We start from the raw sequence: 25,945 nt of genomic DNA on the forward strand, positions 1-25,945 counted from the left end.
GATACATTGGCAAAGACCACGGCGGGCGTAGCCAAGTGGTTAAGGCAGCGGCTTGTGGCGCCGCCATTCGGGGGTTCAAGTCCCCTCGCTCGCCCTCAAAGCCGCCACCAGTCGATCGGCTGCTGCGCGGCTCCTCACCGGATCCCCGCAGGGGAGTCCGGTTTTTTTCTGCCCATCCGCGCAGGCCGCCGCCGCTTCCGCCTCCCCCAGCAGCGCCGTGTTGAGCGCTACGGCCCGCACCCGCACCGGCGGCAGGCCGCCCGGACGGCCCAGCGCCGCCAACTGCTCCACCGCCGCGATCAGCTGAGGCAGCGGGGGGATGGGGATGGTCGGATGCCGCGAGATCGCCCGCTGACCGGCGCGATGCACCAACAGCAGACCGGTGGGCTGGCTGCCGCGCAGCAGCGGCAGGGTGGCGGTGGAGCCCGGATGACAGAGCGAGCCCTGGCCTTCCACCAGCACCAGGGTGCCGTCGTTGCAGGCCGCCACGGCCGGGTCGCCGCCCCCACCGGCCTGGCAGGCCTCTAGCACCGCCCCCTCCACGGCCCCGGCGGCGTAATCCACGCGCACGGCATCGAGCGGCACCCCGCCGCCGCTGATCAGGATGCCCGCCTGGCCGGTGCCCACGAAGCGGGAGTCGAGGCCTTGGCGGCGGGCGGCGGCCACCAGCTCCAGGCAGGCGCTCATCTTGCCCACGGCCATGTCGGTGCCCACAGCGAGCAGGCGCTGGCCGGGCAGGGCTGCGCAGCGTGCCGCAGCCACCTGCAGCCCTGGCGGCTCCTGCCGCAGGTCCCAGATCCACTGCTGGGGACCGCGCAGGGCCGCCAGCGAGGGGTCGTCGGCCAGGCGAGTGTGCAGCCCGCTGGCCACATGCAGACCGGCCTGCAGGGCGGCGGCCACATCGCGGCGCAGTGCTTCCGGCAGCAGGCCGCCCGAAGGCGCCAGCCCCACCACGGCCACCTCCGGGCCGTAGGGGAGAGCCTCCGCCAGGCTGGCCACCACCGGAATGGCGCGGGGGATGCCGGTGACCTGCTCCAGCGGCAGACCTGCCTGCGCCGGATCGATCACCGCCACGATCGGCCCGCTGCGGTAGCGCAACAGCGCCAGGCCCGTCTTGCCGGACAGATTGTCGAGGCCATCGTGCTGCAGCAGCACCACCCGGGCCGAGGCGCTCAGCACCGTGGCGGCTCCGGCGGGGAAGGGCCGGCGGCGGTCCCATCGGGGACGGCACCCTCTGAGGGGGGCTGACCCAGGCCCGGCCGGGAGCTGGGGCGCAGGATGTCGCCATCCCGCTCCGGCTCGCTGAAGGGGGCGTCCACCAGGTTGAGGTGGCTGTCCAGATCGGGCCAGCGCACCAGCGGCAGCAGCTGGGCGGCGGCCCCGTTGAGCAGGGCGCTGTCCGAGTAGCAGCCGAGCATCAGATCGAGGCCGAGGCGTCGGGCGGTCTGCGCCATCAGCCAGGCCTCCGACAGCCCGCCCGTCTTGAGCAGCTTCAGGTTCACCCCATCGACATGGGGGGCCAGCCGCAGCAGGTCCTGCAGATCCCAGCAGCTCTCGTCGGCCACGAGCGGGATCGGGCAGTGCAGGTCGAGAGCGGCGAAGGCGGCGGCATCGGCCTCCGGATCCTGCAGAGCGGGCAGCGGCTGCTCCACCAGCACCACCCCCTGCTGCGCCAGCCAGGGAATCAGCTGGCGCGCCGTGGGCAGGTCCCAGCCGCCGTTGGCATCCACCTGCAGCTCGGCGCCGGGGAACCCTGTGAGAGTGGTGGCCACCGCCTGCACCAGGGCCCGGTCGTGGTCGGCACCATCAGGGCTGCCGAGCTTGAGCTTCACCCGCCGCGGCCTGACACCGAGCCGCTCCTGCCAGCCCACCAGCCGGGCGCGCACCTGCTCCACCGTGCCCAGCCCCAGGGTGACGCTGGTGGGGGTACAGGCCTGGCGATCGAGACCCCAGAGGCGCCAGAGCGGCTCGCCCAGACGGCGGCCCCACCAGTCGTGCAGAGCCAGATCGACGGCGCAGCGGGCCGGCGGCGAAAGCCCCGCGAGCAGGGGCTGAAGGGCCTGCAGCTCGCTCGGATCGCGGGGGCGGCCGAGGGCGTCGGGGCTCTCCAGGCGCGGCAACAGGGCGTCCAGTTCCGCCGCCACGTCATCGGTGCTGAACCGTCGATGGCCGGTGTCGAAGCCGCCGGCCTCGCCCTGGCCGATGGTGCCGTCGTGCTCAATCTCCACCAGCACACGCTCCACCCCACGCGAGGTGCCGCGGCTGATCGTGAGCGGCACGGCCTTGGTGAGGGAAAAGCGGCGAAGACGAGCGTGCATGCTCGGAAAGGGGCGTGCATCGGTTCCCCCCACAGGCAGTCTCCGCCATGGCCGGTGGTTTGCGCCATCCCCGGCTCCTCGCGCCGTGATCCGCAGACGCACCCTGCCCAGGGATCCATGCCATGGCCGAAACTGGTGCGATGAGCGCGACCCCACCCACCAAAGGCAGCTACTGGATCACCACCTTCGGCTGCCAGATGAACAAGGCCGATTCCGAGCGCATGGCCGGAATCCTCGAAGCCATGGGCTACGCCGCAGGCAGCGATGAGCATTCCGCTGATCTGGTGCTCTACAACACCTGCACGATCCGCGACAACGCAGAACAGAAGGTCTACAGCTATCTAGGCCGCCAGGCCCAGCGCAAACGCACCAATCCCCACCTGACCCTGGTGGTGGCAGGCTGCGTGGCCCAGCAGGAGGGAGCGGCGCTGCTGAGGCGCGTGCCCGAGCTTGATCTGGTGATGGGCCCCCAGCACGCCAACCGGCTCGGCACCCTGCTGGAGCAGGTGGCCAGCGGTCAGCAGGTGGTCGCCACCGACGACCACCACATCCTCGAAGACATCACCACCGCCCGCCGCGACAGCGCCGTCTGCGGCTGGGTCAACGTGATCTACGGCTGTAACGAGCGCTGCACCTACTGCGTGGTGCCCGCGGTGCGGGGCCAGGAGCAGAGCCGCACCCCGCAGGCCATCCGGCTGGAGATCGAGGGGCTGGCGGCACGGGGCTTCAAGGAGATCACCCTGCTGGGCCAGAACATCGATGCCTATGGCCGCGACCTGCCCGGCATCACCCCGGAGGGCCGCCGCGCGCACACCCTCACCGACCTGCTGCATGCGGTGCACGACGTGGAGGGGATCGAGCGGATCCGCTTCGCCACCAGCCACCCCCGCTACTTCACCGAACGGTTGATCGAGGCCTGTGCCGTGCTGCCCAAGGTGTGCGAGCACTTCCACATCCCCTTCCAGAGCGGCGACGACGACGTGCTCAAGGCGATGGCGCGGGGCTACACGGTGGAGCGCTACCGCCGCATCCTTGAGCGCATCCGGGAACGCATGCCCGATGCGGCGATCAGTGCCGACGTGATCGTGGCCTTCCCCGGCGAAACCGATGCCCAGTTCCGCCGCACCCTGGCCCTGATCGAGGAGATCGGCTTCGACCAGGTCAACACCGCCGCTTACTCGCCCCGCCCTGGCACCCCCGCCGCCGGCTGGCCCGGCCAGGTGAGTGAAGGCGTGAAGGTGGAACGGCTCCAGGAGATCAATGCCCTGGTGGAGACCACCGCCCGGGCGCGGAGCCTGCGTTATCTGGGCCGCACCGAAGAGGTGCTGGTGGAGGGGCGCAACCCCAGGCATCCCGATCAGTGGATGGGCCGCACCCGCACCAATCGGCTCACCTTTTTCCCCGCCGCTGAGGCTGACCCTGCGGCAGCCCAGGCGCAGCGGGGAGCAGCACCGGGGGCAGGGACGATCCAACCGGGGTCGCTGGTGCCGGTCAAGATTGAGTCGGTGCGGGCGTTTTCGCTCTCCGGCCTGCCGCGTGTGCCGGCACTGAGCTGCTGAGCCGGCGGGCCGCGTCTTCCCAGCACTGATACGTTTGGCCTCTCGCTTTCGGCCCTGCGGCCTGACTGACGCCATGCCCTCAGCCCCGTGCACGATCGGACTGGTGTTCGGAGGGGTCTCCGGGGAGCACGCGGTCTCGATCCGCTCGGCGGTCACGGTGGCCGGTGCCCTGCGCCGTGGCGCCAACGTCGGCCGCTACCGCCTCTGCTGCTTCTACATCGACCTGCAGGGCCACTGGTGGCCGCCGGCGGTGGCCGATGCGGTGCTGGCCCAGGGCGTGCCACCGGCGGCCGACCAGTTGCCGGCCACCCCGGTGCGCGCCGGCTTCCAGGGCCTGCCCACCGGCGCCGCTGATGTGGAGGTGTGGTTTCCGGTGCTGCATGGCCCCAACGGCGAGGACGGCACCATCCAGGGGCTGTTCAGCCTGATGCAGGTGCCCTTCGTGGGATCCGGCGTGCTCGGCTCCGCCGTGGGCATGGACAAGCTGGCGATGAAGGCCGCCTTCGCCGCCGCCGGTCTGCCCCAGGTGGCTTACCAGGGCGTGGATGCCGCAGAACTGGAGGGCCAGGGTGTTCCCCTGAAGCTGCTCGAGCGGCTGGAGCACCATCTCGGCTACCCCTGCTTCATCAAACCGGCCAACCTCGGCTCTTCCGTGGGCATCAGCAAGGCGATCGACCGCCCCAGCCTGCTGGCCGGGCTGCGGGAAGCGGCCCGCCATGACCACCGCCTGGTGGTGGAACGGGGCGTGACGGCACGGGAGCTGGAGTGCGCCGTGCTGGGCAAACGCCAGCTGCGCGCCTCGGTGGTCGGCGAGATCCGTTTCGATGCCGACTGGTACGACTACACCGCCAAGTACAGCGAAGGGCTCAGCCACACCCTGATCCCGGCGCCGGTGGCGGAGCCGGTGAGCGAGCGGGCGCGGGCCATGGCCATCGAGGCCTGCCGGGCGGTGGCGGCCGAGGGGCTCGCCCGGGTGGATTTCTTCTACGACGAGGCCAGCGGCGATCTCTGGCTCAACGAGATCAACACCCTGCCGGGCTTCACCTCCCAGAGCATGTATCCGATGCTCTGGGAGGCCACTGACCTCCCACTGGAGGGTCTGGTGCACGAGTTGGTTCAGTTGGCGAGAGAATCACGCCGTGATCTGCAGGCAGGAGCTCAGGCGGCATGACGCACGGATTGCTCTGGCTCCCTCTGCTGCTGGTGTTTGTGCTGCTCACGGCGCTGGGCTGGCTGGAGCGCCGGCGGCAACGCCTCTTCCGCGACTGGGCCTCGGGGGCGGAGCTGGCCAAGCTCGATGGCTGTGGGGCGGCGCTCCTGCGCGACGGCCAGCTGATCTGGAGCACGTTTGAGGCGGGGCAACTCAAGCCCCAGGGCGAGTTCCAGATCAGCAAGCTGGAATTGCTTGAGCTGATGGCGCTTGGTTCCGGTGATGCGCCACTTACCGAAGAAAGCCAGGGCAGCTGCCGGCTCAGGCTGGTGGGCAACGGGGTGCAGAAGGATGTGCCCTTCTCCGATGCCGAGCGTGCACGCCGCTGGATGCACGACCTGATGGCCCGCTCCCGTTGCGAGCTGTGAGCCAGGCCCCTCTGCCTCCTGGGGTGGAGCGGCGCCGCCAGTTGCGCCTTCAGCGCCGCAATGAACGCCTGCGCAACTTCTGGCGGCTGCTGCTGCTCTCCGCCGGTGCCGCCGGTCTGGGGTACGGGCTGCTGCGCCAGGGCTGGTCGCTACGGGGGCCGGATCAGGTGCTGGTGATCGGCAGTGAGCAGGTGAGCCGCGAGGAGGTGATCCGCGCCGCCCAGCTGCGCTTTCCACTCACCCTGTTGAGCCTGCAGCCACGGGAGCTCAAGGATCGGCTGGCGGCGACGTTGCCGGTGGAGCAGGTGGGCGTCCAGCGCCTGATGCTGCCACCCCGTCTGCGCATCGATCTGGTCGATCGCCAGGCGGTGGCCATGGCTGAACGCCGCACCCCTGCCGGCCTCCAGCGGGGCTGTGTGGACCGGCTCGGCAACTGGATGAACTGCGGCCCCCACCAGCTGACGGCCAAATCCGGTGGCGTCTCACCCAGCAGCCTGCTGGTGCTGGGCTGGCAGCCGGCCTACCGAGCGCCCCTGGCCCAGGTGTTGGCTGAACGGGAACAGCTGGGTGGAAACCTCAGCCAGATCCGTTTCGAGCCCACCGGCACGATCGTGCTGCTCACCCGCAACCTGGGCGAGGTGCGCCTGGGGCCCCCAGACGGCCAGCTCACCCGTCGCCTCGAGGTGCTGGAGCATCTGGAAGAGGAGCTTCCCGCCCGGGTGAAGGGCAAGCCGGTGAACACGATCGATCTGAGCGATCCCGACCGACCGGAACTGGGCCTCACCGTGCGCACGCCTGCGTCTGCCGCCCCTCGCCGTACCCCACCCACTGCCAACTGAGACCACCGATGCCGTTGCAGCTGCCAGCCCGTGTGCTCAGGCCTTTCTCCTCACCTGACGGGCTCGGTTGCGAGAATGGAAGATTCGGGCGAATGTGTGGGATCAGACAATCCTTTTCCCGCACCTGAAGGACATAATGCTGTCCGAGATGAACGGTTCAGCGCGCTTGATGGAGACTGCACCGGAAGGCCTCCCCCTCGTCGACCACGTTGGCTCCAACGGACACGCCGTGACTTCTTCTCATCCCAGCAGCAACGGCATCGTTCCCAGCCAGACGGCCCGCATCGAGGTGATCGGCGTCGGGGGTGGAGGAAGCAACGCCGTGAACCGGATGATCGCTTCCGATCTGCAGGGGGTGGGCTTCCGAGTGCTCAACACCGACGCCCAGGCCCTGCTCCTCTCCCAGGCCCAGAACCGGCTGCAGCTCGGCCAGAAACTCACCCGCGGCCTCGGTGCCGGTGGTAACCCTGCCATCGGTCAGAAAGCGGCGGAAGAGTCCCGCAATGAGCTCCAGGAAGCGATGCAGGGTGCCGATCTGGTGTTCATCGCCGCAGGCATGGGGGGTGGCACTGGCACCGGTGCGGCACCGATCCTGGCCGAGGTGGCCAAGGAGTGCGGCGCCCTTACCGTGGGGATCGTCACCAAGCCATTCAGTTTCGAGGGTCGCAAGCGGCTACGCCAGGCTGAGGAGGGCATCGCCCGTCTGGCGGAGCACGTCGACACCCTGATCGTCATCCCCAACGACCGCCTGCGCGATGCCATTGCCGGCGCTCCCCTCCAGGAAGCCTTCCGTCACGCCGACGACGTCCTGCGCCAGGGCGTCAAGGGCATCAGCGACATCATCACCAAACCGGGCCTGGTGAACGTCGACTTCGCTGACGTGCGCTCGGTGATGACCCTTGCGGGCACCGCTCTGCTGGGCATCGGCGTTGGCTCGGGGCGCTCCCGCGCGATCGAGGCCGCTCAGGCGGCGATGAGCAGCCCGCTGCTGGAATCGGCCCGCATCGACGGCGCCAAGGGCTGTGTCATCAATGTGAGCGGCGGCAAGGATATGACCCTTGAGGACATGACCACCGCGGCGGAGGTCATCTACGACATGGTCGACCCCGACGCCAACATCATCATCGGAGCCGTCGTCGACGATCGCCTCGAGGGCGAGATCCACGTGACCGTGATCGCCACTGGCTTTGAGAGTGGTGCTCCTTACCGCTCAGAACGCTCCACCCCCTCCTTCGCCACGCCGCCAGCCGCCGAATCCCCCGCCGATCACCGCGGCGCCAAGATTCCTCCCTTCCTGCTCAACCGCCAGTCCCACCTCCGCGAGGAGTGAAGCGTCAGCCAGGTCGAGGGTTCCTTAGGGCGTCTGGCGATGAGCTACGGCCTGCGCGGATCTCAGTCGAGCTGATCCCGTTCTATCCAGGGCTAGCGGCGTAGCAGCTTGGCCGGCGGGTCTCAGCGGCGGAAGGCCTGCGTTGAAAGCCGAAACGCTTGGGTTGAAGAGGGTGACCCGGAGACCACGCCTGCCTGGAGCATCCCGTGTGGCTGCTCCCTTCCAGGCCTGACCAGATTTGGGCGTCCGGGCCGCGTGGGTCCGAGTCGTGGCGATGCTAGCAAGGGAGTGCCTGCGCCCTAGCTCGCGTGCCCCTGCGCCCTGCAGATCTGATCCAACGCAAGCAGGCTGGTCTGCCGATCCGGGTGCTCACTGCCTGGGATGCCCTCTCGGCGGCGCTGGTGCAGGCCGCCGGCGTGGAAGCGGTGCTTGTGGGCGATTCGCTGGCGATGGTGGTGCTCGGCCACGCCACCACCTTGCCGGTCACGCTGGAGGAAATGATCCACCACACCAAGGCGGTGGGCCGGGGCTTACAGGGCGCTGCGGCGGAGCGGCCCATGGTGATCTGTGATCTGCCCTTTCTCAGTTATCAGTGCGGCGGTGATCTGGCCATGGCTGCCGCCGGCCGGGTGCTGAAGGAAACCGAGGCTGCGGCGGTGAAGCTGGAAGGCGGTGAGGCGGAAACCGTGCAGGTGGTGGACCGGCTGGTGCGCAGTGGCGTGCCGGTGATGGGGCACCTCGGTCTCACCCCCCAGTCGGTGCACCAGCTGGGCTACCGGCGCCAGGCGAACGATCCGATCAGCCAGGAACGGTTGCGGCGCCAGGCCAGGGATCTGGAGGCGGCCGGCTGCTTCGCCCTGGTGCTGGAGCATGTGCCTGCCCCGCTGGCTTCCAGCCTGCGGGGCAGGCTCGCGATTCCTGTGATCGGCATCGGTGCCGGCGACGACTGCGACGGCCAGGTGCGGGTCACGGCCGATCTGCTCGGGCTGACCAGCCGGCAGCCGCCGTTCAGTCCGCCACTGATCGATGGGCGCCAGCTGGCGGTTCAGGCCCTGCGCCAATGGACGGAAGACTGGACGCCCGCTGCTCCCACCATTCGACCATCACCCGCAGCACCGCATTGCTGAGGGCGAGGCCGGCGGGATCGCTGAGCCGCCAGCGCCCCCCCTCGATCCGCAACAGTTCGCGGCAGTGGGCGCCTGAGAGCTGGGCCAGCAGATCCTCGAGGTCGGCGTTGCTGAGGCCATGGCGGCGGGCCAGCTCGGCCATGGCCACCCCTTCGCGCCGCCGCAGCCCCACGATCATCAGTTCATCGAACGCCATGCCGCCACCGCTGGGCTCAACTGCCGGCTGATCCATCGCTGTGGCCTGTTCCATCCCCTCCGTCAACCAGGCGGCATAGGCCGCGCGGGTACGGGGCCGGGCCAGTCGCAGGCCGTACGGCGCCGAGGTGGCACCCATGCCGAAGCCCCACCAGCCCGCGCCGCTCCAGTACACGCGGTTATGGCGGGAAGCGTGGCCAGGCGTGGCGTAGTTGGAGATCTCGTAGTGGCCGTAGCCAGCCGCGCGCAGGCGCTCCCCGGTGAGATCCATCAGATCGGCGCCCAGATCCGGCTCCGGCAGCTCCAGCTGGCCCTGCTGTTGCCGCCGCGCGAACACGGTGCCGGGCTCCACGATCAGGTCGTAGATCGAGAGGTGGGGCGGGCTGAGGGCAAGGGCCTGGTCCAGTTGCCCGCGCCAGTGGGCCAGGTCCTGCTGCGGCAGGCCCTGAATCAGATCCAGGCTCCAGCTGCGCAGGTCACCGAGCTGGCGCGCCTGCTGCAACCAGCTGGCCGCTTCCAAAAGATCCCGGCGCCGGTGGCGCCGCCCCAGCCGCTCCAGCACCCCGTCATCGAAGCTCTGGCCCCCCAGGCTGACGCGGTTCACCCCCGCCGCCAGGACGCCAGCGAGGCGGGGGCGATCAAAGCTGGCGGGATCCATCTCCAGGGTGATCTCGGCCCCGGCGGCGATGCCGTAGCGCTGCTTCAACGCCTCCAGCACGGTGCGGATCTGGCCAGCGGTGAGCAGCGAAGGTGTGCCACCCCCCAGATACACCGTGGAGAGCGGCGGGCCGGCCGGGCTGGCGGCGATTTCGCTCAGCAGCAGCTTCAGGTAGGCCTGGATCGAGCCGGAGCTGGCACCATCGGCCCGATCGCCGAGCGGCACCACGGCGAAGTCGCAGTAGAAGCAGCGCCGCTGACAGAACGGGATATGCACATAGGCGCTGCGCGGCCCCCGGGATTCACCTGTGGTGGGGATGTCCATCGCCAAATGGTCGGTTACGACGCCCGGTCAAAGCGACCGGAATCGGGCATGCTGCAGGTCCTGAGCTGAGGGACCCCACAACCGAACCCATGGTGGATCCGCTCATCCTGCTGCTGTTTCTCATCTCCGGCGCCGCCACCGGCTGGCTGGGGGTGGATCTGCTGCCGGAAAACCTGCTGATCCAGGTCACCAATCTGGAGGGCCTGCGCTGGGTGCTGGGCGGTTTCGGTGCCTTCTTCGGTCTGTTGGCGGGCTTCTTCTTCCAGCTGCTGCGCCGCCGGCTGATGCGGCAGGTGCGCACCATGCCCACCGACCTGCTGGTGAGCCGGGCGGTGGGCTTGATCCTGGGGCTGCTGGTGGCCAACCTGCTGCTGGCGCCGATCCTGCTGCTGCCGCTTCCCTGGGAGGTGGTGTTCGTCAAGCCGTTGGCGGCAATCCTCAGCAACGTGTTCTTCGGCGTGCTGGGCTACAACCTGGCCGAGGTGCACGGCCGCACCCTGCTGCGCCTGTTCAACCCCTCCAGCGCCGAGGCGTTGCTGGTGGCCGAAGGGGTGCTGCAGCCCGCCACCGCCAAGATCCTCGATACCAGCGTGATCATCGACGGCCGCATACGGGGGCTGCTGGAGTCGGGATTGCTGGAGGGCCAGGTGATCGTTGCCCAGGCGGTGATCGACGAACTGCAGCAACTGGCCGATTCCGGCAACGCCGAGAAAAGGGGCAAGGGCCGGCGCGGCCTCAACCTGCTGGCGGCGCTGCGCGAAACCTACGGCCGCCGCCTGGTGGTGAACAGCACCCGCTACGAGGGCAGCGGCGCCGACGAGAAGCTGCTCAAGCTCACCGCCGACACCGGCGGCACCCTGCTCACCGCCGACTACAACCTGGCCAAGGTGGCCCAGGTGCAGGAACTCAAGGTGATGAACCTCAGCGCCCTGGTGGTGGCCCTGCGGCCGGAGGTGCAACCAGGCGATGCCCTGCAGCTCAAGATCGTGCGTGAAGGGAAGGAGGCCGACCAAGGCGTGGGTTACCTGGAAGACGGCACCATGGTGGTGGTGGAGGCTGCCCGCAAGCGCATCGGCCAGCGGCTGCCGGTCACCGTTACGGGCGCCCTGCAGACGCCCACCGGCCGCATGGTGTTCGCCCGCTGCGACCATGAGGATCCCCGACCTGCCGCCGAGGTCCGTCAGCCCGCAGGCCCCCGCTAGGCTCCCAAGAGGTTTTCCGGGCGTTCCCTGATGTCGGTGTCGGCTCCCTACTACGGCGATTCCGCCGTGATGCGCACACCGCCGCCCGACCTGCCGTCGCTGCTGCTCAAGGAACGCATCGTTTACCTGGGCCTGCCCCTCTTCTCCGACGACGACGCCAAGCGCCAGATGGGCGTGGACGTGACCGAGCTGATCATCGCCCAGATGCTTTATCTGGAGTTCGATAATCCCGAGAAGCCGATCTTCTTCTATATCAATTCCACCGGCACCAGCTGGTATTCCGGTGACGCGATCGGCTTTGAAACCGAGGCCTTCGCTATCTGCGACACGATCCGCTACGTGAAGCCGCCGGTGCACACGATCTGCATCGGCCAGGCGATGGGCACCGCCGCGATGATCCTCTCGGCTGGGGCCAAGGGGCACCGGGCGGCCCTGCCCCATGCGTCGATCGTGCTGCACCAGCCCCGCTCCGGCGCCCGCGGCCAGGCCAGCGACATCCAGATCCGCGCCCAGGAAGTGCTCACCAACAAGCGCACCATGCTGGAGATGCTTTCGGAAACCACCGGCCGCAGCGTGGAGCAGCTCAGCAAGGACTCCGACCGCATGACCTACCTCACCCCCCGCGAGGCCCTGGAATACGGCCTGATCGACCGCATCCTTACCACCCAGAAGGTGCCGGTGCCGCTGGCTGGCGCCGTCTGATGCCGTGCGGGCCGGCTCCTGCCTGCTTGTTTCCGCCTTCCTGCTCCCGAAACGTTCTCCGCACCCTCACCACTCCCTCGCCATGCCCATCGGCACCCCCAGCGTTCCTTACCGTCTCCCCGGCAGCCAGTACGAGCGCTGGGTGGACATCTACACGCGGCTCGGCGTGGAGCGCATTCTCTTTCTGGGCTCGGAGGTGAACGACGGCATCGCCAACAGCCTGGTGGCGCAGATGCTCTACCTCGATTCCGACGACAACAGCAAACCGATCTACCTCTACATCAATTCGCCGGGTGGCTCGGTCACGGCGGGTCTGGCGATCTTCGACACCATCCAGTATGTGAAGTCGGAGGTGATCACCATCTGCGTGGGTCTGGCGGCCAGCATGGGCGCCTTCCTGTTGGCGGCAGGCACCAAGGGCAAACGGCTCGCCCTGCCGCACGCGCGGATCATGATCCACCAGCCGCTTGGCGGCACCAGCCAGCGCCAGGCCAGCGACATCGAAATCGAGGCGCGCGAGATCCTGCGCATCAAGGACATGCTCAACCAGAGCCTGGCGGACATGTCCGGCCAGAGCCTGGAGAAGATCGCCAAGGACACCGACCGCGACTACTTCCTCAGCGCCGCCGAGGCCAAGGCTTACGGGCTGATCGATCGGGTGATCGACCACCCCAGCGAGGTCTGAGCCCGAGGTCGGGTGGGGCGCGACCGTAAAGTCGCTGTTTGCCCTGCCCGATTCGCCGGATGGCCCAGCTTTTCTACGACTCCGACGCCGATCTGAGCCTGCTTGACGGCAAAACGGTGGCCATCATCGGCTATGGCTCCCAGGGCCACGCCCATGCCCTGAACCTCAAGGACAGTGGGGTGAATGTGGTGGTGGGCCTTTATGAAGGCAGCCGCTCGGCCGAGAAGGCCAAAGCCGATGGCTTGGAAGTGCTCAGCGTGGCCGAGGCGGCCGAGCGGGCCGACTGGATCATGGTGCTCCTGCCCGACGAAACCCAGAAGAAGGTCTACGACGCCGAAATCGCGCCCCATCTGAGCGCCGGCAAGATCCTCAGCTTCGCCCACGGCTTCAACATCCGCTTCGGCCTGGTGGTGCCTCCCAAGGACGTTGACGTGGTGATGATCGCCCCCAAGGGTCCCGGCCACACCGTGCGCTGGGAATACCAGAACGGCCAGGGCGTGCCCGCCCTGTTCGCGATCGAGCAGGATGCCAGCGGCCAGGCCCGGCCCCTGGCCATGGCCTACGCCAAGGCGATCGGCGGCACCCGCGCCGGCATCCTTGAAACCAACTTTAAGGAGGAAACCGAAACCGACCTGTTCGGCGAACAGGCCGTGCTCTGCGGTGGCCTCAGCGAACTGGTGAAAGCAGGCTTCGAAACCCTGGTGGATGCCGGCTATCAGCCCGAGCTGGCCTATTTCGAGTGCCTGCACGAAGTGAAGCTGATCGTGGATCTGATGGTGAAGGGCGGTCTCACCGCCATGCGCGATTCGATCTCCAATACCGCCGAATACGGCGATTACGTGAGCGGCCCGCGCCTGATCACCGACGACACCAAAGCGGAGATGAAGCGCATCCTCGCCGACATCCAGGACGGCACCTTCGCCCGCAACTTCGTGGCCGAATGTGAGGCGGGCAAGCCCGCCATGACCGCCGCCCGCGAGCGCGATGCCCACCATCCGATCGAGAAGGTCGGCAAGGGGCTGCGCGCCATGTTCAGCTGGCTCAAAGTGGCCTGATCCTGAGCAGCCAGCCATGCGCCGCGGCCTGCTTTCCCTGGCCTGGGGAAGTGCCCAGGCAAGCGCCAGCCTCACCCTGGCGTCCGCGGCCTGGCTGGTGAGCGGCCTCACGGCCTCGCCGCTGATCAACAGCCTCCTGCCCGTGCTGGCCACGGCGGCGGCGCTGCTCCCTTTACCGCAGCAGCCGTTGCTGGGCAGCCTGCTTCAACTGCTCGCCACCCTGCTGCTGCTGGCCATCGGGCTGCACCGCCATAACCTCGACCCTGCCACGGCTACTGCCTCAGCCACTGGCGCAGCCTCTGCTGCAGTCGGCGGCGGTGCAGTCCTGCCCCTGGCGCTGGCCTTGCTGGCGGTGCTGCTGTTCGGACTGGGTCTGCAGATCGGCCAGCTGCCGCTGCAGCGGTTCCTGGTGGGAGTCCAGGGGATTTCAATGCGGCGTCTGCGCTCCGGCTCCGAGCTCGGCGCCCTGCTGGGCCACCTGCTCACGGCCCTGCTGTTTCCGATCGGCAAGGCGGTGCTGCAGTTCTCGCAGGCACTCGTGCTGCTGCTGCCGCTGCTGCCTGCTGCCCTGCTCTCGCGTCGCCCGGGTCATCGCCACCTCCCCACTCGCTCAGGCCCAGATCTCGCCTCAGCAGCATCCTCTACCGCCTTAACAGCTTCTGCCGCCACCGCCGTAGCCGCTTCCACCGCAGTGGCGGCGGCCGCTGGGGCCAACCCTGGCGGCAGCGTGTCCTTGAACTGGCGCTGCTGCCTGCAGGGGATTCTGTTCGGCAGCCTGTTCGGCTTGCTGCCCCTCTGGGTGCGTCAGCTCGGGGGGGGCAGCTGCTTCGATTTCGGCATGGTGCTCACCGCCTACGGGCTGGGACGCCTCCTGGCCGCCGCAGGACCCGCTGGCTCCCTGCCGTCCCCGCCTGCCCTCGTTGCCACAGCGGCGCTCGCCGGGCCGTGGCGGCTGCATCCGGCCCGGGGCCTTCCCTACCTCCTGCTGGCCTTCACGCTGGCGGGCACCCAGTGGCTGCCGGGCTGGGGCTCCCTGGTGCTGTTCCTGCCGATGGGGGGCCTGGCCGCTTTGAGCGATGCCCGGCTGGTGGCCACGCTGGACACTCACCCAGATGACTCCGCCACGGACGAGCCGCTGCGGTGGCAGACCCTGGCGCGCTCCAGTGGTGTCGGAGCCCTGGCCGGCAGCCTGCTGATGGGCGGCACCGCCCAGTTGCTTGGTCTGCCTCTGGCGCTGCCCCTGCAGGTGCTGGCGTTCGCCGCCGCCGCCGTGCCCCTGTCACTGGCGGGCCGCCGCCGAGGACTGGCTTGAGCAGCAGCGATGCAGCTGCTGCTCTGCTGGCCTGGCTGACCGTGGCAGCGGCCTGCGGCCTTGACCGCTGGCTCGGCGATCCCGCCGGCTGGCTGCATCCGGTGCAGGTGATGGGTTGGTGGATCAGCGTCTTGCGTCGGAGCGCCGAAGCCTGGGCCGGCGATCGGCCTGGGCGGCTTCGCCTGGCCGGTGCCTGCATCACCGTGCTCTTGGTGGGCGGCAGTGCTGGCGCCGGTTGGCTGCTGGAGGCGCTGGCCTGGCGCCAGCCGGCGCTGGGCCTGCCGCTGCTCTGGCTGGGCCTGACCAGCTGCCTGGCGGGAGCAAGCCTGGAGCAGGCGGTGCGGGCGGCGGTGGCGCCGCTGGAGCGGCATCCGGCCGAGGCCCCGCTCTCTCTCGAGGCACTGGCGGAGGCCAGGGCTCGCCTGGCGTGGATCGTGGGCCGTGACGTCGACCAGCTGGACGAGGCCGGCATCCTGCGGGCAGCCGCAGAAACCGCCGCCGAAAACAGCGTGGACGGGCTGTTTGCCCCGCTCTTCTGGCTCCTTGTGGGCGCCGGCCTCTGGCTGATGGCTGGATTGATGCCGCCCGCAGCGGGTCTGATGGTCTCCGCAGACGGTCTGATCGTGACTGGGCACACCCTGGCCCACGGTGTGCCGCCTGTGCCCGGGCCGCTGGCGCTCGGCTGGGCCTTCAAGGCCAGCAGCACGCTGGATTCGATGCTGGGGTACCGGCGTGGGCGGCTGCGCTGGCTGGGCACCGCCGGCGCCCGGCTCGACGACCTGCTCACCTGGTTGCCCTGTCGCCTGGTGGCACTCACCCTCCCGCTGTTGCAGGCCGGCCGTTCGCAGGCCGTGGCCCAGCTGCGGCTGGCCTTGCGGGAGGGCGGCCCCGACCCGTCGCCGAATGCGGGGGTGTCACAGGCGGCCTTCGCTGCCGCCGCCCACCTGCGCCTTGGCGGCGCCAATCACTACGGCGGTGTGCGGATCGACAAACCGGTGCTCGGGGCGGGCTGGCCGGCAGCAGACCAGGCAGGCGTGGAGCGCCTGTTGCGGCTGTCCCGGCAACTGGAGCTGCTGTGGCTGCTGGTGGCGTTGCCGCTGCTGGTGCTCATCGCGGACCTGAGACCGCGTTGACTCCTGGTTGCTCAGTATGCGCCGCGGTCTCTGGGGAAGAGGACCACCCCCACAGTGCGCAGAATGATCGAAAGATCGGCGCGGAAGCTGCGGTGGCGGGCATAGGCCACATCCATCCGCACCCGTTCGGCGTAGCGGAGATTGTTGCGCCCCGACACCTGCCAGAGGCCGGTAATCCCGGGCCTTACTGCCAGCACCTCGTTCATGCGGCGCCCATAGCGCCTGAGCTCGTCCCTGACGATCGGCCGGGGACCCACCACGCTCATTTCACCTCGAAGCACATTGAGGAATTGGGGAAGCTCATCAAGGCTGGAGCGACGCATAAAGCGGCCAATCGGTGTGATCCTGGGATCGGCCTTGAGTTTGAAATCCTTGCCGTATTCGCGTTTGAGTTCAGGGGATTGATCGAGCAACGCCTGAAGCATGAGGTCAGCATCTTTACGCATGGTGCGGAATTTGATGCAACCGAAATCGCGGAAGCCCCGTCCGATGCGCCGCTGCACGTAGAACACCGGCCCAGGCGAACTCACCTTTACCAGGGCTGCCAGCATCAGGAACAACGGGCTACCGAGGCCTAGCACCGCCAGCGAAAAGACGATGTCACCGGTCCGCTTGACCACCCGGGATGTGGTGCTCTGGGCTTCGATCAATTGCGCCGCGGTGGGCCGCTCGCTGGAAGTCGGCACGGCAGTGAGTGCGGATCTCCTGCCTGGCAGCGGGGTGATGGCGGAGGAAGTGGCGGACAGGGCGGCGGAGTGGGAAAGGGTGGAAGGGGTCGCTGATGCGGACAGGAACGGTGGCAGGGTGGCGGGTCTGTAGGGGTTGCTGCTGGCGTTCACCATCTCGCCCCTTGGTGTTGAAACTCTAAAAATCGTTTTGTTCTCCCACAAGCCAGCAAGGTCACTCAGACCAGAGGCACAGCCAGGGCCTCCCAGCACGCTTGAGGTCCACAGTTCTGGACCCTAACTGCCGCACGACGCAGCGCCCTGCTCACCATGGGGCTCTGTTCAACTCTGAGCGTTGATTACCTTTGCGCGCTCTGGCAAGCCAGCCGCTCGGCTCCGGCAGGCTCAACTCAGAGTGTGCTTTCCCCTGGAGCCGTGGCTCAGCCCTCGGCCCACGGAAGGGGCTGACGGCCCTGACGGAGGCGGATCCCGTGCTGCTGCCAGTAGCGCTCCAGCAACCCAATCAGCCGCTCCCGGAAGCGCTCGGGGGCGAAGGTCTCGGCCCATGCCCGTTGCCGCTCGGGCGGGAACCGGGACCAGAGGCGTTGCTGTTCGAATTGCTCCAGGGCTGCAACGAGGCTGGAGCTGGTGGGCGCGTCGAACAGCAGCCCGGTGGGGTGCGTGCTGCCGCTGTTGAGGCAACGGACACTGTCGAGCAGGCCCCCCTGCCCCAGACCGATCACCGGCGCTCCCGCCGCCATGGCTTCCACCGGGGCGATGCCGAAATCCTCCAGGCCGGCATGCAGAAACGCACGGCAGCGACCCATCAGATCGTTCACCTCCTGCTCGGAGCAGCGCCCGAGGAAACGCACGCTCGGACCCGCCAGCTGCTCCAGGCGCTGCCGTTCCGGCCCGTCGCCCACCAGCCACAACGGCAGACCGGTGCGGTTGAAGGCCTCCACCATCAGGTCCACCCGCTTGTAGGGCACCAACCGGCAGACGGACAGATAGAAGTCGTCGCGGGGCAGGTGGCAATCGAAGCGATCGACCGCCACCGGTGGATGCAGCACCGCACTGCTGCGGCCCCAGTAACGCCGGATTCGGCGGGCGGTGAAGCGGGAGTTGGCGAGGATCCGATCGACGCGGCCGGCACTGACCACGTCCCACTGACGCAGCTGATGCAGCTGCCAGCGCAGCAGCGGCCCCAGCGGACCGCGGGCGATGGCGGAGCGCGACAGGTAGGCGTGCATCTGGTCCCAGGCGTAGCGCACCGGGGTGTGCACGTAACTCACATGCAGCTGTTCGGGGTCGGTGAGCACGCCCTTGGCCACCAGATGGGAGCTGCTCAGCACCAGCGGATAGCCCCGCAGGTCGAGCTGTTCGATCGCCAGGGGCAGCAGGGGCAGATACTGCTGCACGTGACTGACCCCCCAGGGCAGTTGCTGGATGAAGGAGGTGCGGATCGTGCGCCTGTGCAGCCAGCTCTGGGGCCGACGGCTTTCCCCGTCCACAAGCGCGAACAGGTGCGGATGCAGCAGGGCGTCCATTTCCTGGACCACCAGCTCCGAGCCGCCCACGGACCGGGGGGTGAACCACTCGTGAACGAGGGCGATCTGGTCGGGCACCCTGGGCATGGCGGCACGGTAGGCGCTCCGATGGCGTGCGAGGTCACGAAAGCTCTCAGTGGATTGCCATCCCTGCCGCTGGTCTGGATGCTGAACCCAGTCCATGGTCGCCATGCCGATTCGCGATCTGCTTGAAGACGCCCTCGAGGAACCCTCGATCGGCGAGACCGACTGCTTCCAGTGGCATGCCACGGCTGTAGGCATCGCCGCGCTTTGGCGAGCGGGACAACCGCCAGCTGTACCGCCCTTCGAGGTGGCACTGAAGGAAGGCTTGCTGGTGGGTCTGGATCTGAGCCGGGAGGAGCGCGAGTTTCACCAGCTCCGCAAGGGCTTGGTGCTGCTGTTCCATTCCTGAGGCCTGCGGAAAGCTACCGAGTCATTTCTCCGTGGGCGCAGCCAGCCGGGTTGGTCTTAGTGCTCAGAAGCCGGGGCCACCACGACACTGTTGCGTCCGCTGCGTTTTGCCGTGTAAAGCGCTTTGTCCATGCGTGCCAGGAAGGTATCCGCGTCGTCTTCCTCAAGGTGCAGTGAAGCGACTCCGAGACTCATGCTCACAGAGGTGGCAACATCTCCGCTAGAGATCCTTAGCTCCTGCACTTTGAACCGTAAAGATTCAGCGATCACCAGAGCTCGGTCCTGTGGGCAGTCAATCAACAGGATCACAAACTCCTCGCCTCCATAGCGAAAACAATAGTCGGTCGCCCGTATGCCGGTGCTGACCGCATGGGCTACGGCCTGAAGTGCTTTGTCTCCAAAGGGGTGTCCGAAGCGATCGTTAATCTCCTTGAAGTGGTCGATATCAAGAAGAATCCCCGTCAAGGGATGCTGACTTCGCTTGGCTCTGGCCACTTCCTCTCCTAAGCGCAAATGAAAATCACGCCGATTTCTGCAGCCAGTGAGCGCATCTGTCATGCTCAGCTCGGCCATCTGATCGCGAGAGCGAGCGAGCTCAAGCGTAAGCTGATTGATTCGTTGAATTCGCATGTTGATCAGATTGATCATTGTGGCGAATTCGCTGATTGCGGTTACCGCCAAGGTTGGCATCAGCATGTTCGATTCTCCTGAGAGTTCGGCCCGTGGCTCTGATGTCAATGGCTTCAATAGCTTCTGGATTTCATTTTCAAACATCCTTGCAAGCTGTTCGGTGATCAAGACTCCCACAAGCAACAACAAGCCAAGAAGGCCAAAAGTATGCAAAGATTCCTTCTGTAGCTTCCTGATGAGTGGGGCCGCTGGAGAGACAACGCGTGTGATCACCTCATTGGAGGCAAGGGGAGAGGCCCCTTGGGTATCATCATTTAGCATTTGAACTTTTGTTTCCCAGTAGCTATTCAGTAGCTTCATGAGCGGAACATCACCGTCTTGAGGGATCAAGATCGTGAGTCCATTCTGAGTGACGAATTTTGCGCTGCCATTCACGTACTGGTGATCCAGGATGTGGAAAAGAGCTGGGTTTGAATTGACTCTGCTGACTTTGGTCTGGCTGTATTGGGTGGTGACTTTGCGTTCTCTTTCAATTGCAACGCGCTCTCTGACAATCCAAAAATCTGATCCTCTGTCTTTCAAAAAGGAATCGGGAAGGGATCGGGAGGCATGAGCAATGTTGACCAAGTTGTTCAGTTCATCGCGTTGCGAAACTTTGACGAGTTGATTCGCAGATAGCCCCCATGTAATCAGCGAAGGGGTGAGCAAGGAGAGAAGGCCAAAGGCGAATATTGCCGTTCGTATGGAAACGCTCTGATCCGGCCTTGGTCGGATCCACAGCCGATAAACCAGGACCAGCAACACGGCCATCAACGTATTGAGGACCCCATTGACGGCCTGTTTGAGAGCGATAAGGGTAGTAGGGGTAAGATCAACTCCCAGGAATAGATGATAGAAAACGAATGTAAGTGGGATGCCAGCAAGAAGCCAAAACGTCAGATCGTGAAGGATGATGCGATCGTTGATCACGCGTTCCTGGGCCTTGGACTCCCTGTTTGTGGCAACCGATAGCCAGGTGATTTCAAGAACATAAATAATTGTTCCCCACGGATGCCCCCATGTGGCCCAGGTAACAAGTGCTGCGAGCCCGCCGATGGCCAATCCCCACCACTGCTGCCAGATGAGGAGAGCAAGAACGGCAAAGATCGAGCCAAAAAAAATATGAATGCCAATCGTAATTGGAACATTGATCAGGGTGCCAAAGATGGCCCCCCAGAGGAGTATGGCAAAGGCCGGGATCGTGGGATGTGGTTGGCGGGCCGGCAAAAAGTGTTTTCCGGAAGGAAATGGCTCCAAACTTAATATACATGCTTCATGATTGACGCGCCTGCCAAGTTTCGTATGGATCGTTACTGGGCCTCGTCTGCCGGCTGATTTTGTGCGCTCGCATGCCTCCTCAGGATGGCTTGTATGCCGTCAACAGGGCTTGTTCTTCGCCCTGTCCCCCGAAGCGCCTCTGCCCGTGAGCGCGTGCCTATGACCATTCCCTGAGAATGTGATCGGTGGCCTCCGTCAGAATGGAAAAACATGTTTCTTGGGCTTTCTGATGACCCCATCTGCCCAGTTCTGGAGCCACAAGCCCTGGTGGTGCCAGCCTTGGTCGATCGTCGGCACCGGCCTTGCTATAGGCGCGGCCAGCCTTGTGCTGCTGCCTCGTTGGTGGATCTCCGCACCGGTGGTGGCCGCCGTACTGGCGTGGTGGTGGCTGTTCCTGGTGCTGGTGCCTGCTGCTGCCGAAGATGGCCAGCTCATGGACGCTGGTGGTGTTACTGATCCGGGCGTCAATGAATCCCCGGACCTGGACCCGTGACCAGGTGTGACCAGCGGACGAACAGCTGTGGAAATGGCAACCGATCTGACAGCAGGGGAGTGCCCAGACCCTTGAATAGGGTGTCTCTCATGGCGCTAACGCAGGGACCCTGCCGATGGCGATCCGCATGAGCCCTGATCAGAGAACGACACCATGAGCTACGAACCGGGTACGAACGAGTGCCGGTTGCTGATCGACAGCAAAGCCCAGATTGAGCTGGCTCTGGCCAGCCTCGCCAAACTCGAGAACACCGATCACATCCGCCTGCAACTGCTGGCGGTGTACAACCAGCTCGAAGGCCTCCACGACCTCAGGCGGGCCAAGCGCCCGGGGCCGATTCCTGCTGGAGCTCTCCCGGATGAAACCGATTGACAAAGTCCTCCAGGGGCATCGGGCCGCAACGTCGGCTCCAAATGGACTCATCCTCGGAGCGCGACCACATCGAGATCCGCAGGGGCCAGCGGCCTGAGGCCCTGAACACGATCCGATAGCGGTAGAGGCAGCCAAGACAGTGATCAGGGGAGGGCACGGGCTCTCCTTCCCCATAGCGACGCAGAAAGCCCGTGAGCAGCCCACCGCCGGCGCCTCCTGCTCCTGGGTGTTCGGCCTCGCCGTCGAGGCTTGCCGTTTCCAACCGCAGAGCAGCGGCGGCCGGGTTGCCCGCATGGGGCAGGTGCAGATGAAGGGCTCCCCAGCCAGGGAATCCCAGGAAGGAAAAAACGGCTCGGGTGGCCATCACGGCATGCGCAGAAGATCCACCCCTCCATTTCCCGCCCTGTCCCAGGGGATCGCGCGCCGGTGCTCCTCCCGTGCGTTTGTTCTGCTGCCGGGGGGGTTGGCGGGCCTGCTGGGGGCTGCCCTGCTCACTGGCTCGGCTCCCCCAGTTCCCTCGCCGCCGGCGTTGGCGGGTCTGCTGCGGGTGGGCTGGCCGGTATTGGCCGCCGACAGGCATCTGCGCAGGCTCGGCTGGCGCCCGGCCCCCGGGCGCCAGCCGGATGCGCTTGATCGCAAGCTGGCCGGCAACAGCCTGGCCAGCCTGAGTGACTGCTCGGGCACGGGCCTGGGTTTCTGCCGCTACGACTACCGCCGCGATGCCGTGAACCTCAGCGTGATCACGCTGCCAGAGCAGGCGATCTTGCAGCAGGTGATGCCGGCGCAGAAGCTGATCGATGCGGACCAGGTTGAGCCGAAACCGCCAGGTGCAACAGGTGGTGCTCGCGTGGTGCGCTGGCTGCATGCCGATTCCGGGCGCACCTGGGGGCTGTGTCCCGGCAGCGAGCTGCCTTACCGGCTGGTGTCCTGCCCCGAGCCCTGAGCTCGCTGCCACCGCATGGGCCCTGGCTTCACAGCGCCTGCGATGATCGCCTCAGTGGGGACGGCGGAGATGATTCCGGAAAACAAGCGCCGGCCGGCCTGGCTCAACTGGCTCTTCCTGCTGGCGTTCCTCTGGTCGTCGTGGCAGCTGGCCGGGCTCTGGCTGGCCCGGCTGAACTGAGGCGGAGTCAGGCCATAGCCCGGCCAGTCCTGTCCAGACCGGCCGCTCACGTCGATGCTCAAGTGGATTCGTCGGCAGGATCAGCCCCATCGCCCAGTGCCTGCCTCAACCGGCCCAGCAACACCTCGATGGCCTGCTCCTGGCTGAGGCCGCGGCCACAGGCGGCATCCCGCCAGCTCCGGCTGGCCTGGATCAGTTCCTCCAGCGGACCTGCTCCAGCCCGCAGCGCTTCGAAGGCACCCAGAAGCCGTGCGCGCTCCGCCGCATCGGGGTCGCCGCAGACGATGTACTGCATTCCATCGCTGCCGGTGTAAAGCAGCGTTCCATCAGGCCCCAGTAACGGCGCAGTGGCTGGAATCGCCGGAGTGGGATCGGCCCCGTCCCGTTCCTGCAGATCGTCTTCCCATGCATCGCCAATTTGGTCATCGCCATCGGGGGCTTCGCCATCGGGGAGATCGGACGACCGGGGTGGGGACATGGGGAAGGCGGCAGGGGGACAGCGGTGCGGAGGCAGGCAGTCGATGGTCTGCCCATCATCACCGCCCCGTCACGGCCAGGAATCAGCTCGCCTGGCGCGGGTTCAGCGAATGCCCCGTGAAGCGCACACAGAAACCGGTGGGCTCGCCGGTGACCAGCGACACGTCGCCGCCATGGGCGCGGGCGACCCGCTGGGCAATCGCCAGGCCCAGGCCGCAGTGCCCGTGGCCGCCGCGGGCCTGATCGAGCCGTTGGAACGGTAAGAGGGCCTGGGAACGCTGGCTTTCGGCGATGCCCTTCCCCTGATCCCAGACCTCCATCTCGAAACCCTGCCGAGGCAAAGGGCGCAGCCGGAGCCGCACCGGCGGCTCCCCGTAGCTGAGGGCGTTGTCGATCAGATTGGCGACGGCCCGGCCCAGGGCGATCGGTTGCACCCAGGCCTGCACGGGGGTCAGGTCGAGCTCGAGCGGGCGACCGTCGTAGCGCGCCGCCAGTTCCGCCAGCAGCTCTTCGAGCGGCACCTCCACGGCCAGCTCGCTGCCGCCGCCGCCAGCGAACAGCAGGAACTGGCCAGTGATCCGCTCGAGATCGTCGAGATCCGCCTCCGCTTTGGCCCGCTCGCTGCTGACCAGATCCGGTCCCTTGCCCAGCGACAGGCGCAGCCGCAGGCGGGTGAGCGGACTCTTTAGGTCGTGGGCAATGCCGGCCAGCATCGTGGCCCGGTCGCGTTCGCTGTTGTCCAGCCGTTCGAGCATGGCGTTGAAGTGCCCTGCCAGCCGCCGCACCTCCGGCGCTCCCCGCTGGGAGAGACGATCCGGTTGCGTTTCCAGGCCGACGCGGCCCAGCGCCCGCTCTAGCTGCCGCAGAGGCCGCTGCACTTCGAGCAGCAGAAACAAGGCGCCCGCCATGATGCTGCCGCTCACCAGCGAGAGTGTGACCAGCTGCGGATCGGGCGGCCAACCGAGCTGGGGACGGATAGCGGCATAGAGCCACACCGGCTCCAGCGGTGAGGCCAGCTCGATCCACACCCCGCGGTTCTCGCCCTCGGTGGGTACCACCACCGGACAGCGTGGCAGGCGGCGGCAGAGTTCGAGCTGCAGTTGGGCGGCCTGGCGGTCGAGCAGGGCATCGCTGGCCTGGCCCTGCCACCAAGGCCGACGCCGCGGCCGGGGCGGTTGCCCCACCCCGAGCTGCAGGCCGCTGAGCTGGGAAACCGTGGACGGTGGAAAACGCTCCAGTGCCAGCTCCGAAAGGCGCAGATTCAGGGCCACCTGCGGACCCATCTGGTCGATCTGAGAGCGGCCGAGTGTGGAGCCGAGCAACATCTGCAGCAGCAGCAGACTGAGCCCCCAGCCGCCGAGAAAGAAGCCCCCCAGGCGCCAGAGCAGCGCCGCCGAACGCAGGGAGGCCGCCATGACTCAGCGGCCCCGTGGGGCCCCATCCGGCACGAACACGTAGCCGTAGCCCCACACCGTCTGAAGGTAGCGAGGGCGGCTGGCATCAGGTTCGATCAGGCGGCGAACCCGTGACACCTGCACGTCCATGCTGCGGCTGTCGGTGTCGCTGTCTGGACCGCGGGCCAGTTCGATCAGGCGTTCACGCGACAGTGGGCGGTGGGGATGCTGCACGAAAGCGGCCAGCAGGCTGAATTCCCCGCTGGTGATCGTGATGCTCTTGCCTTCCCGTTCAAGCGTTCGCGCCGAAAGATCCAGCACGTTGTCGCCGAATTCCACCAGCTCACCGCCGGCCACCGGAGTGCCCGCCGGCAGGTTGCCGCGGCGCCGCAGCACCGCCTCGATCCGGGCGGTGAGCTCCCGCGGCAGGAACGGCTTGGCGAGGTAATCATCGGCTCCCTGTTCAAGGCCGATGATCCGGTCCACGGCCTCGCCCTTGGCCGTGAGCATCACCACCGGCAGGTCGTCCTGGTTGTCGCGCAGACGGCGCAGCAGGGTGAGCCCGTCCTCGCCCGGCAGCATCAGATCGAGCACCACCAGGTCGGGGCGCTGGAATTCGAGGCGCGCGATCAGCTGGCGGCCATCGTTGAGGCAGCGCACCTCGTAACCCTGATCGGTGAGATAGCTGCTGAGCAGCTGGCGAAGCTCGGGGTCGTCATCCACCACCCAGATGGTGTGGGCTCGGCTCATGGCTGGGAGAAGTCCCGTTCTGCACCGACTGTATGGAGGAATGACCAGAGCAAGCCTGAGGACACGGGCGAGGGACATGTTCAAAGATGACCCAAGCCGGGAACGGTCGGATCCGGTCATGGCTTGCTCAGAATCAGCTGGCTCGCGGTCACCCCATGACGCCACCTTCTCCATAAGGTGCTCGCATGCCACGGCCAGGCCCTCGATCCCGCCCCCAGCGCGCCGTTGTTCTGGCGCGATGCAACCCTGCGGCGCAGTGGCCCATGGTGCGCTTGCTTTCCCTGCTTGCCTTGTGGTGCCTGGTGGTCAGCCCCGCTGCGGTGCAGTGCCAGGAGACCTTGCAACTGCTGAGGTATCAACAGAAGCTGGAAGCCTGGTTTCAGCGGCTGGATCGGGATGGCGATGGCCGCCTGACCCCGGCCGAAGTGAGGGGACATCCGTTTCTGGAAATCAATTTCAATCGGCTTGATCAGGGCCGGCGGGGGTACTTACTGCCCTCGGACTTGGCCCCGAACCAGCGTCACTTCCTCGGCAACCGCCTGCAGGACACCTTTCGGCGCGCCGACACCAACCGCGACGGCCAGCTCAGTCCTGCTGAGGCGGCGGGGTTCCCATGGCTGTGGCGTCAGTTCACCGAAGCGGATCGCAACCGCGATCGCAGCGTTTCGTTGGAGGAGCTGTGGTGGTTGCGCCGCTCACTGTCCCCAGGACATTGACGCCGGCAGGGT

General features: G+C 67.0%; 27 protein-coding genes, 1 tRNA gene and 1 other RNA gene. 19 read left to right on the plus strand and 10 right to left on the minus strand.

Annotation, left to right across the window (positions count from 1 at the left end; translation table 11 throughout):
- The first annotated feature begins 21 nt into the window (after positions 1 to 21).
- Positions 22 to 94, plus strand: a tRNA-His gene (locus ACXMDP_RS06080).
- On the opposite strand, the gene ACXMDP_RS06085 is transcribed toward ACXMDP_RS06080, so the two are convergent.
- Entirely contained in the window at positions 76 to 1,179 is a 1,104-nt protein-coding gene (locus ACXMDP_RS06085; protein ID WP_259729232.1) for a DUF1611 domain-containing protein, read from the minus strand. The two genes, ACXMDP_RS06080 and ACXMDP_RS06085, sit on opposite strands and share 19 nt — an antisense overlap.
- The gene (locus ACXMDP_RS06090) at positions 1,173 to 2,318 is read right to left on the minus strand and encodes a dipeptide epimerase (RefSeq protein ID WP_259729233.1); all 1,146 of its coding nucleotides are present in this window, start codon (positions 2,316 to 2,318) and stop codon (positions 1,173 to 1,175) included. Before ACXMDP_RS06090 ends, ACXMDP_RS06085 begins: the two co-directional genes overlap by 7 nt.
- A 122-nt stretch (positions 2,319 to 2,440) precedes the next feature.
- Between ACXMDP_RS06090 and miaB the strand changes: the two genes are divergently transcribed.
- From miaB to ftsZ, 5 genes are all read left to right on the plus strand, one after another.
- A complete protein-coding gene (gene miaB / locus ACXMDP_RS06095; protein ID WP_311134114.1) occupies positions 2,441 to 3,877 on the plus strand; it encodes a tRNA (N6-isopentenyl adenosine(37)-C2)-methylthiotransferase MiaB in 1,437 nt (478 codons plus the stop codon).
- Positions 3,878 to 3,950: 73 nt separating this feature from the next.
- Entirely contained in the window at positions 3,951 to 5,048 is a 1,098-nt protein-coding gene (locus tag ACXMDP_RS06100; protein ID WP_259729235.1) for a D-alanine--D-alanine ligase family protein, read from the plus strand.
- Complete coding sequence (locus ACXMDP_RS06105; protein ID WP_259729236.1) at positions 5,045 to 5,455, plus strand: hypothetical protein; 411 nt, start codon at positions 5,045 to 5,047, stop codon at positions 5,453 to 5,455. Before ACXMDP_RS06100 ends, ACXMDP_RS06105 begins: the two co-directional genes overlap by 4 nt.
- Complete coding sequence (locus tag ACXMDP_RS06110) at positions 5,452 to 6,294, plus strand: cell division protein FtsQ/DivIB (protein WP_259729237.1); 843 nt, start codon at positions 5,452 to 5,454, stop codon at positions 6,292 to 6,294. Before ACXMDP_RS06105 ends, ACXMDP_RS06110 begins: the two co-directional genes overlap by 4 nt.
- 169 nt (positions 6,295 to 6,463) lie before the next feature.
- The gene (gene ftsZ, locus ACXMDP_RS06115) at positions 6,464 to 7,624 is read left to right on the plus strand and encodes a cell division protein FtsZ (protein ID WP_399232828.1); all 1,161 of its coding nucleotides are present in this window, start codon (positions 6,464 to 6,466) and stop codon (positions 7,622 to 7,624) included.
- Positions 7,625 to 7,795: 171 nt separating this feature from the next.
- Here the strand turns inward: ftsZ and ffs are convergent.
- Positions 7,796 to 7,892: signal recognition particle sRNA small type (gene ffs, locus ACXMDP_RS06120), an RNA gene on the minus strand.
- Positions 7,893 to 7,938: 46 nt separating this feature from the next.
- Between ffs and panB the strand changes: the two genes are divergently transcribed.
- The gene (gene panB, locus ACXMDP_RS06125; RefSeq protein ID WP_259729277.1) at positions 7,939 to 8,751 is read left to right on the plus strand and encodes a 3-methyl-2-oxobutanoate hydroxymethyltransferase; all 813 of its coding nucleotides are present in this window, start codon (positions 7,939 to 7,941) and stop codon (positions 8,749 to 8,751) included.
- Here the strand turns inward: panB and hemW are convergent.
- On the minus strand, positions 8,633 to 9,928 hold the full coding sequence (hemW, locus tag ACXMDP_RS06130) for a radical SAM family heme chaperone HemW (protein ID WP_259729239.1): 1,296 nt from the start codon (positions 9,926 to 9,928) through the stop codon (positions 8,633 to 8,635). The genes panB and hemW overlap by 119 nt on opposite strands.
- Before the next feature lie 89 nt (positions 9,929 to 10,017).
- Here hemW and ACXMDP_RS06135 point away from each other — a divergent pair, with 89 nt between their 5' ends.
- The 6 genes from ACXMDP_RS06135 to ACXMDP_RS06160 all read left to right on the plus strand — a co-directional run bounded on the left by ACXMDP_RS06135 (position 10,018) and on the right by ACXMDP_RS06160 (position 16,017).
- Positions 10,018 to 11,130 (plus strand): PIN/TRAM domain-containing protein, encoded by a 1,113-nt coding sequence (locus tag ACXMDP_RS06135; protein ID WP_094510350.1) that lies wholly within the window; start codon positions 10,018 to 10,020, stop codon positions 11,128 to 11,130.
- Between the two features lie 30 nt (positions 11,131 to 11,160).
- Positions 11,161 to 11,832, plus strand: coding sequence for an ATP-dependent Clp protease proteolytic subunit (locus tag ACXMDP_RS06140; protein WP_094510351.1), 672 nt, complete (start codon positions 11,161 to 11,163; stop codon positions 11,830 to 11,832).
- Positions 11,833 to 11,914: 82 nt separating this feature from the next.
- Complete coding sequence (locus ACXMDP_RS06145; RefSeq protein WP_094510352.1) at positions 11,915 to 12,517, plus strand: ATP-dependent Clp protease proteolytic subunit; 603 nt, start codon at positions 11,915 to 11,917, stop codon at positions 12,515 to 12,517.
- A gap of 59 nt (positions 12,518 to 12,576) precedes the next feature.
- Positions 12,577 to 13,572, plus strand: a complete 996-nt coding sequence (gene ilvC, locus ACXMDP_RS06150; protein ID WP_094510353.1) for a ketol-acid reductoisomerase — start codon at positions 12,577 to 12,579, stop codon at positions 13,570 to 13,572.
- Between the two features lie 16 nt (positions 13,573 to 13,588).
- Positions 13,589 to 14,884 (plus strand): hypothetical protein, encoded by a 1,296-nt coding sequence (locus ACXMDP_RS06155; protein WP_259729240.1) that lies wholly within the window; start codon positions 13,589 to 13,591, stop codon positions 14,882 to 14,884.
- Complete coding sequence (locus tag ACXMDP_RS06160) at positions 14,881 to 16,017, plus strand: CobD/CbiB family cobalamin biosynthesis protein (protein WP_259729241.1); 1,137 nt, start codon at positions 14,881 to 14,883, stop codon at positions 16,015 to 16,017. The genes ACXMDP_RS06155 and ACXMDP_RS06160 overlap by 4 nt, the downstream gene beginning before the upstream one ends.
- An 11-nt stretch (positions 16,018 to 16,028) precedes the next feature.
- Here ACXMDP_RS06160 and ACXMDP_RS06165 read toward each other — a convergent pair whose 3' ends face one another.
- The gene (locus ACXMDP_RS06165) at positions 16,029 to 16,859 is read right to left on the minus strand and encodes a sugar transferase (RefSeq protein ID WP_457767134.1); all 831 of its coding nucleotides are present in this window, start codon (positions 16,857 to 16,859) and stop codon (positions 16,029 to 16,031) included.
- Between the two features lie 263 nt (positions 16,860 to 17,122).
- Complete coding sequence (locus tag ACXMDP_RS06170; RefSeq protein WP_259729242.1) at positions 17,123 to 18,316, minus strand: glycosyltransferase; 1,194 nt, start codon at positions 18,314 to 18,316, stop codon at positions 17,123 to 17,125.
- 103 nt (positions 18,317 to 18,419) lie between these two features.
- Between ACXMDP_RS06170 and ACXMDP_RS06175 the strand changes: the two genes are divergently transcribed.
- Positions 18,420 to 18,662: a hypothetical protein gene (locus ACXMDP_RS06175; protein ID WP_094510467.1), complete on the plus strand. Its 243-nt coding sequence runs from the start codon at positions 18,420 to 18,422 to the stop codon at positions 18,660 to 18,662.
- Positions 18,663 to 18,718: 56 nt separating this feature from the next.
- Here ACXMDP_RS06175 and ACXMDP_RS06180 read toward each other — a convergent pair whose 3' ends face one another.
- The gene (locus ACXMDP_RS06180; protein ID WP_259729243.1) at positions 18,719 to 20,587 is read right to left on the minus strand and encodes a GGDEF domain-containing protein; all 1,869 of its coding nucleotides are present in this window, start codon (positions 20,585 to 20,587) and stop codon (positions 18,719 to 18,721) included.
- A gap of 250 nt (positions 20,588 to 20,837) precedes the next feature.
- On the opposite strand from ACXMDP_RS06180, the gene ACXMDP_RS06185 reads away from it, so the two are divergent.
- The 4 genes from ACXMDP_RS06185 to ACXMDP_RS06200 all read left to right on the plus strand — a co-directional run bounded on the left by ACXMDP_RS06185 (position 20,838) and on the right by ACXMDP_RS06200 (position 22,596).
- Positions 20,838 to 21,101: a DUF6737 family protein gene (locus ACXMDP_RS06185; protein WP_233132723.1), complete on the plus strand. Its 264-nt coding sequence runs from the start codon at positions 20,838 to 20,840 to the stop codon at positions 21,099 to 21,101.
- 153 nt (positions 21,102 to 21,254) lie between these two features.
- Complete coding sequence (locus tag ACXMDP_RS06190; protein WP_094510356.1) at positions 21,255 to 21,473, plus strand: hypothetical protein; 219 nt, start codon at positions 21,255 to 21,257, stop codon at positions 21,471 to 21,473.
- 226 nt (positions 21,474 to 21,699) lie between these two features.
- Positions 21,700 to 22,416 (plus strand): hypothetical protein, encoded by a 717-nt coding sequence (locus tag ACXMDP_RS06195; protein WP_457767135.1) that lies wholly within the window; start codon positions 21,700 to 21,702, stop codon positions 22,414 to 22,416.
- A 42-nt stretch (positions 22,417 to 22,458) separates the two neighbouring features.
- Positions 22,459 to 22,596 carry a hypothetical protein gene (locus ACXMDP_RS06200; RefSeq protein ID WP_259729285.1) on the plus strand — a complete coding sequence of 46 codons (138 nt, stop codon included), beginning with the start codon at positions 22,459 to 22,461 and terminating at the stop codon, positions 22,594 to 22,596.
- A gap of 58 nt (positions 22,597 to 22,654) precedes the next feature.
- Here ACXMDP_RS06200 and ACXMDP_RS06205 read toward each other — a convergent pair whose 3' ends face one another.
- The 3 genes from ACXMDP_RS06205 to ACXMDP_RS06215 form a co-directional block, all read right to left on the minus strand.
- A complete protein-coding gene (locus ACXMDP_RS06205) occupies positions 22,655 to 23,074 on the minus strand; it encodes a hypothetical protein (protein ID WP_259729245.1) in 420 nt (139 codons plus the stop codon).
- 82 nt (positions 23,075 to 23,156) lie between these two features.
- Positions 23,157 to 24,488, minus strand: coding sequence for an ATP-binding protein (locus ACXMDP_RS06210; RefSeq protein ID WP_094510358.1), 1,332 nt, complete (start codon positions 24,486 to 24,488; stop codon positions 23,157 to 23,159).
- 3 nt (positions 24,489 to 24,491) lie between these two features.
- Positions 24,492 to 25,217 carry a response regulator gene (locus ACXMDP_RS06215; RefSeq protein WP_094510359.1) on the minus strand — a complete coding sequence of 242 codons (726 nt, stop codon included), beginning with the start codon at positions 25,215 to 25,217 and terminating at the stop codon, positions 24,492 to 24,494.
- 263 nt (positions 25,218 to 25,480) lie between these two features.
- Between ACXMDP_RS06215 and ACXMDP_RS06220 the strand changes: the two genes are divergently transcribed.
- Positions 25,481 to 25,933: an EF-hand domain-containing protein gene (locus tag ACXMDP_RS06220; RefSeq protein WP_158217396.1), complete on the plus strand. Its 453-nt coding sequence runs from the start codon at positions 25,481 to 25,483 to the stop codon at positions 25,931 to 25,933.
- Positions 25,934 to 25,945: the final 12 nt, after the last annotated feature.

It is taken from the genome of Cyanobium sp. ULC065, assembly GCF_977927515.1.

What these genes read in the sequence shown, in the direction of transcription:
- ACXMDP_RS06220 (WP_158217396.1), top strand. Translation starts at nt 25,481, where the DNA reads ATGGTGCGCTTGCTTTCCCTGCTTGCCTTGTGGTGCCTGGTGGTCAGC.
- ACXMDP_RS06145 (WP_094510352.1), top strand. Translation starts at nt 11,915, where the DNA reads ATGCCCATCGGCACCCCCAGCGTTCCTTACCGTCTCCCCGGCAGCCAG.
- ACXMDP_RS06135 (WP_094510350.1), top strand. Translation starts at nt 10,018, where the DNA reads ATGGTGGATCCGCTCATCCTGCTGCTGTTTCTCATCTCCGGCGCCGCC.
- ACXMDP_RS06190 (WP_094510356.1), top strand. Translation starts at nt 21,255, where the DNA reads ATGAGCTACGAACCGGGTACGAACGAGTGCCGGTTGCTGATCGACAGC.
- ilvC (WP_094510353.1), top strand. Translation starts at nt 12,577, where the DNA reads ATGGCCCAGCTTTTCTACGACTCCGACGCCGATCTGAGCCTGCTTGAC.
- ACXMDP_RS06210 (WP_094510358.1), bottom strand. Translation starts at nt 24,488, where the DNA reads ATGGCGGCCTCCCTGCGTTCGGCGGCGCTGCTCTGGCGCCTGGGGGGC.
- ftsZ (WP_399232828.1), top strand. Translation starts at nt 6,464, where the DNA reads ATGGAGACTGCACCGGAAGGCCTCCCCCTCGTCGACCACGTTGGCTCC.
- ACXMDP_RS06175 (WP_094510467.1), top strand. Translation starts at nt 18,420, where the DNA reads ATGCCGATTCGCGATCTGCTTGAAGACGCCCTCGAGGAACCCTCGATC.
- ACXMDP_RS06165 (WP_457767134.1), bottom strand. Translation starts at nt 16,859, where the DNA reads ATGGTGAACGCCAGCAGCAACCCCTACAGACCCGCCACCCTGCCACCG.
- ACXMDP_RS06205 (WP_259729245.1), bottom strand. Translation starts at nt 23,074, where the DNA reads ATGTCCCCACCCCGGTCGTCCGATCTCCCCGATGGCGAAGCCCCCGAT.
- ACXMDP_RS06215 (WP_094510359.1), bottom strand. Translation starts at nt 25,217, where the DNA reads ATGAGCCGAGCCCACACCATCTGGGTGGTGGATGACGACCCCGAGCTT.
- ACXMDP_RS06185 (WP_233132723.1), top strand. Translation starts at nt 20,838, where the DNA reads ATGACCCCATCTGCCCAGTTCTGGAGCCACAAGCCCTGGTGGTGCCAG.
- ACXMDP_RS06140 (WP_094510351.1), top strand. Translation starts at nt 11,161, where the DNA reads ATGTCGGTGTCGGCTCCCTACTACGGCGATTCCGCCGTGATGCGCACA.
- ACXMDP_RS06105 (WP_259729236.1), top strand. Translation starts at nt 5,045, where the DNA reads ATGACGCACGGATTGCTCTGGCTCCCTCTGCTGCTGGTGTTTGTGCTG.
- ACXMDP_RS06200 (WP_259729285.1), top strand. Translation starts at nt 22,459, where the DNA reads ATGATCGCCTCAGTGGGGACGGCGGAGATGATTCCGGAAAACAAGCGC.
- ACXMDP_RS06170 (WP_259729242.1), bottom strand. Translation starts at nt 18,316, where the DNA reads ATGCCCAGGGTGCCCGACCAGATCGCCCTCGTTCACGAGTGGTTCACC.
- ACXMDP_RS06090 (WP_259729233.1), bottom strand. Translation starts at nt 2,318, where the DNA reads ATGCACGCTCGTCTTCGCCGCTTTTCCCTCACCAAGGCCGTGCCGCTC.
- ACXMDP_RS06155 (WP_259729240.1), top strand. Translation starts at nt 13,589, where the DNA reads ATGCGCCGCGGCCTGCTTTCCCTGGCCTGGGGAAGTGCCCAGGCAAGC.
- miaB (WP_311134114.1), top strand. Translation starts at nt 2,441, where the DNA reads ATGGCCGAAACTGGTGCGATGAGCGCGACCCCACCCACCAAAGGCAGC.
- hemW (WP_259729239.1), bottom strand. Translation starts at nt 9,928, where the DNA reads ATGGACATCCCCACCACAGGTGAATCCCGGGGGCCGCGCAGCGCCTAT.
- ACXMDP_RS06100 (WP_259729235.1), top strand. Translation starts at nt 3,951, where the DNA reads ATGCCCTCAGCCCCGTGCACGATCGGACTGGTGTTCGGAGGGGTCTCC.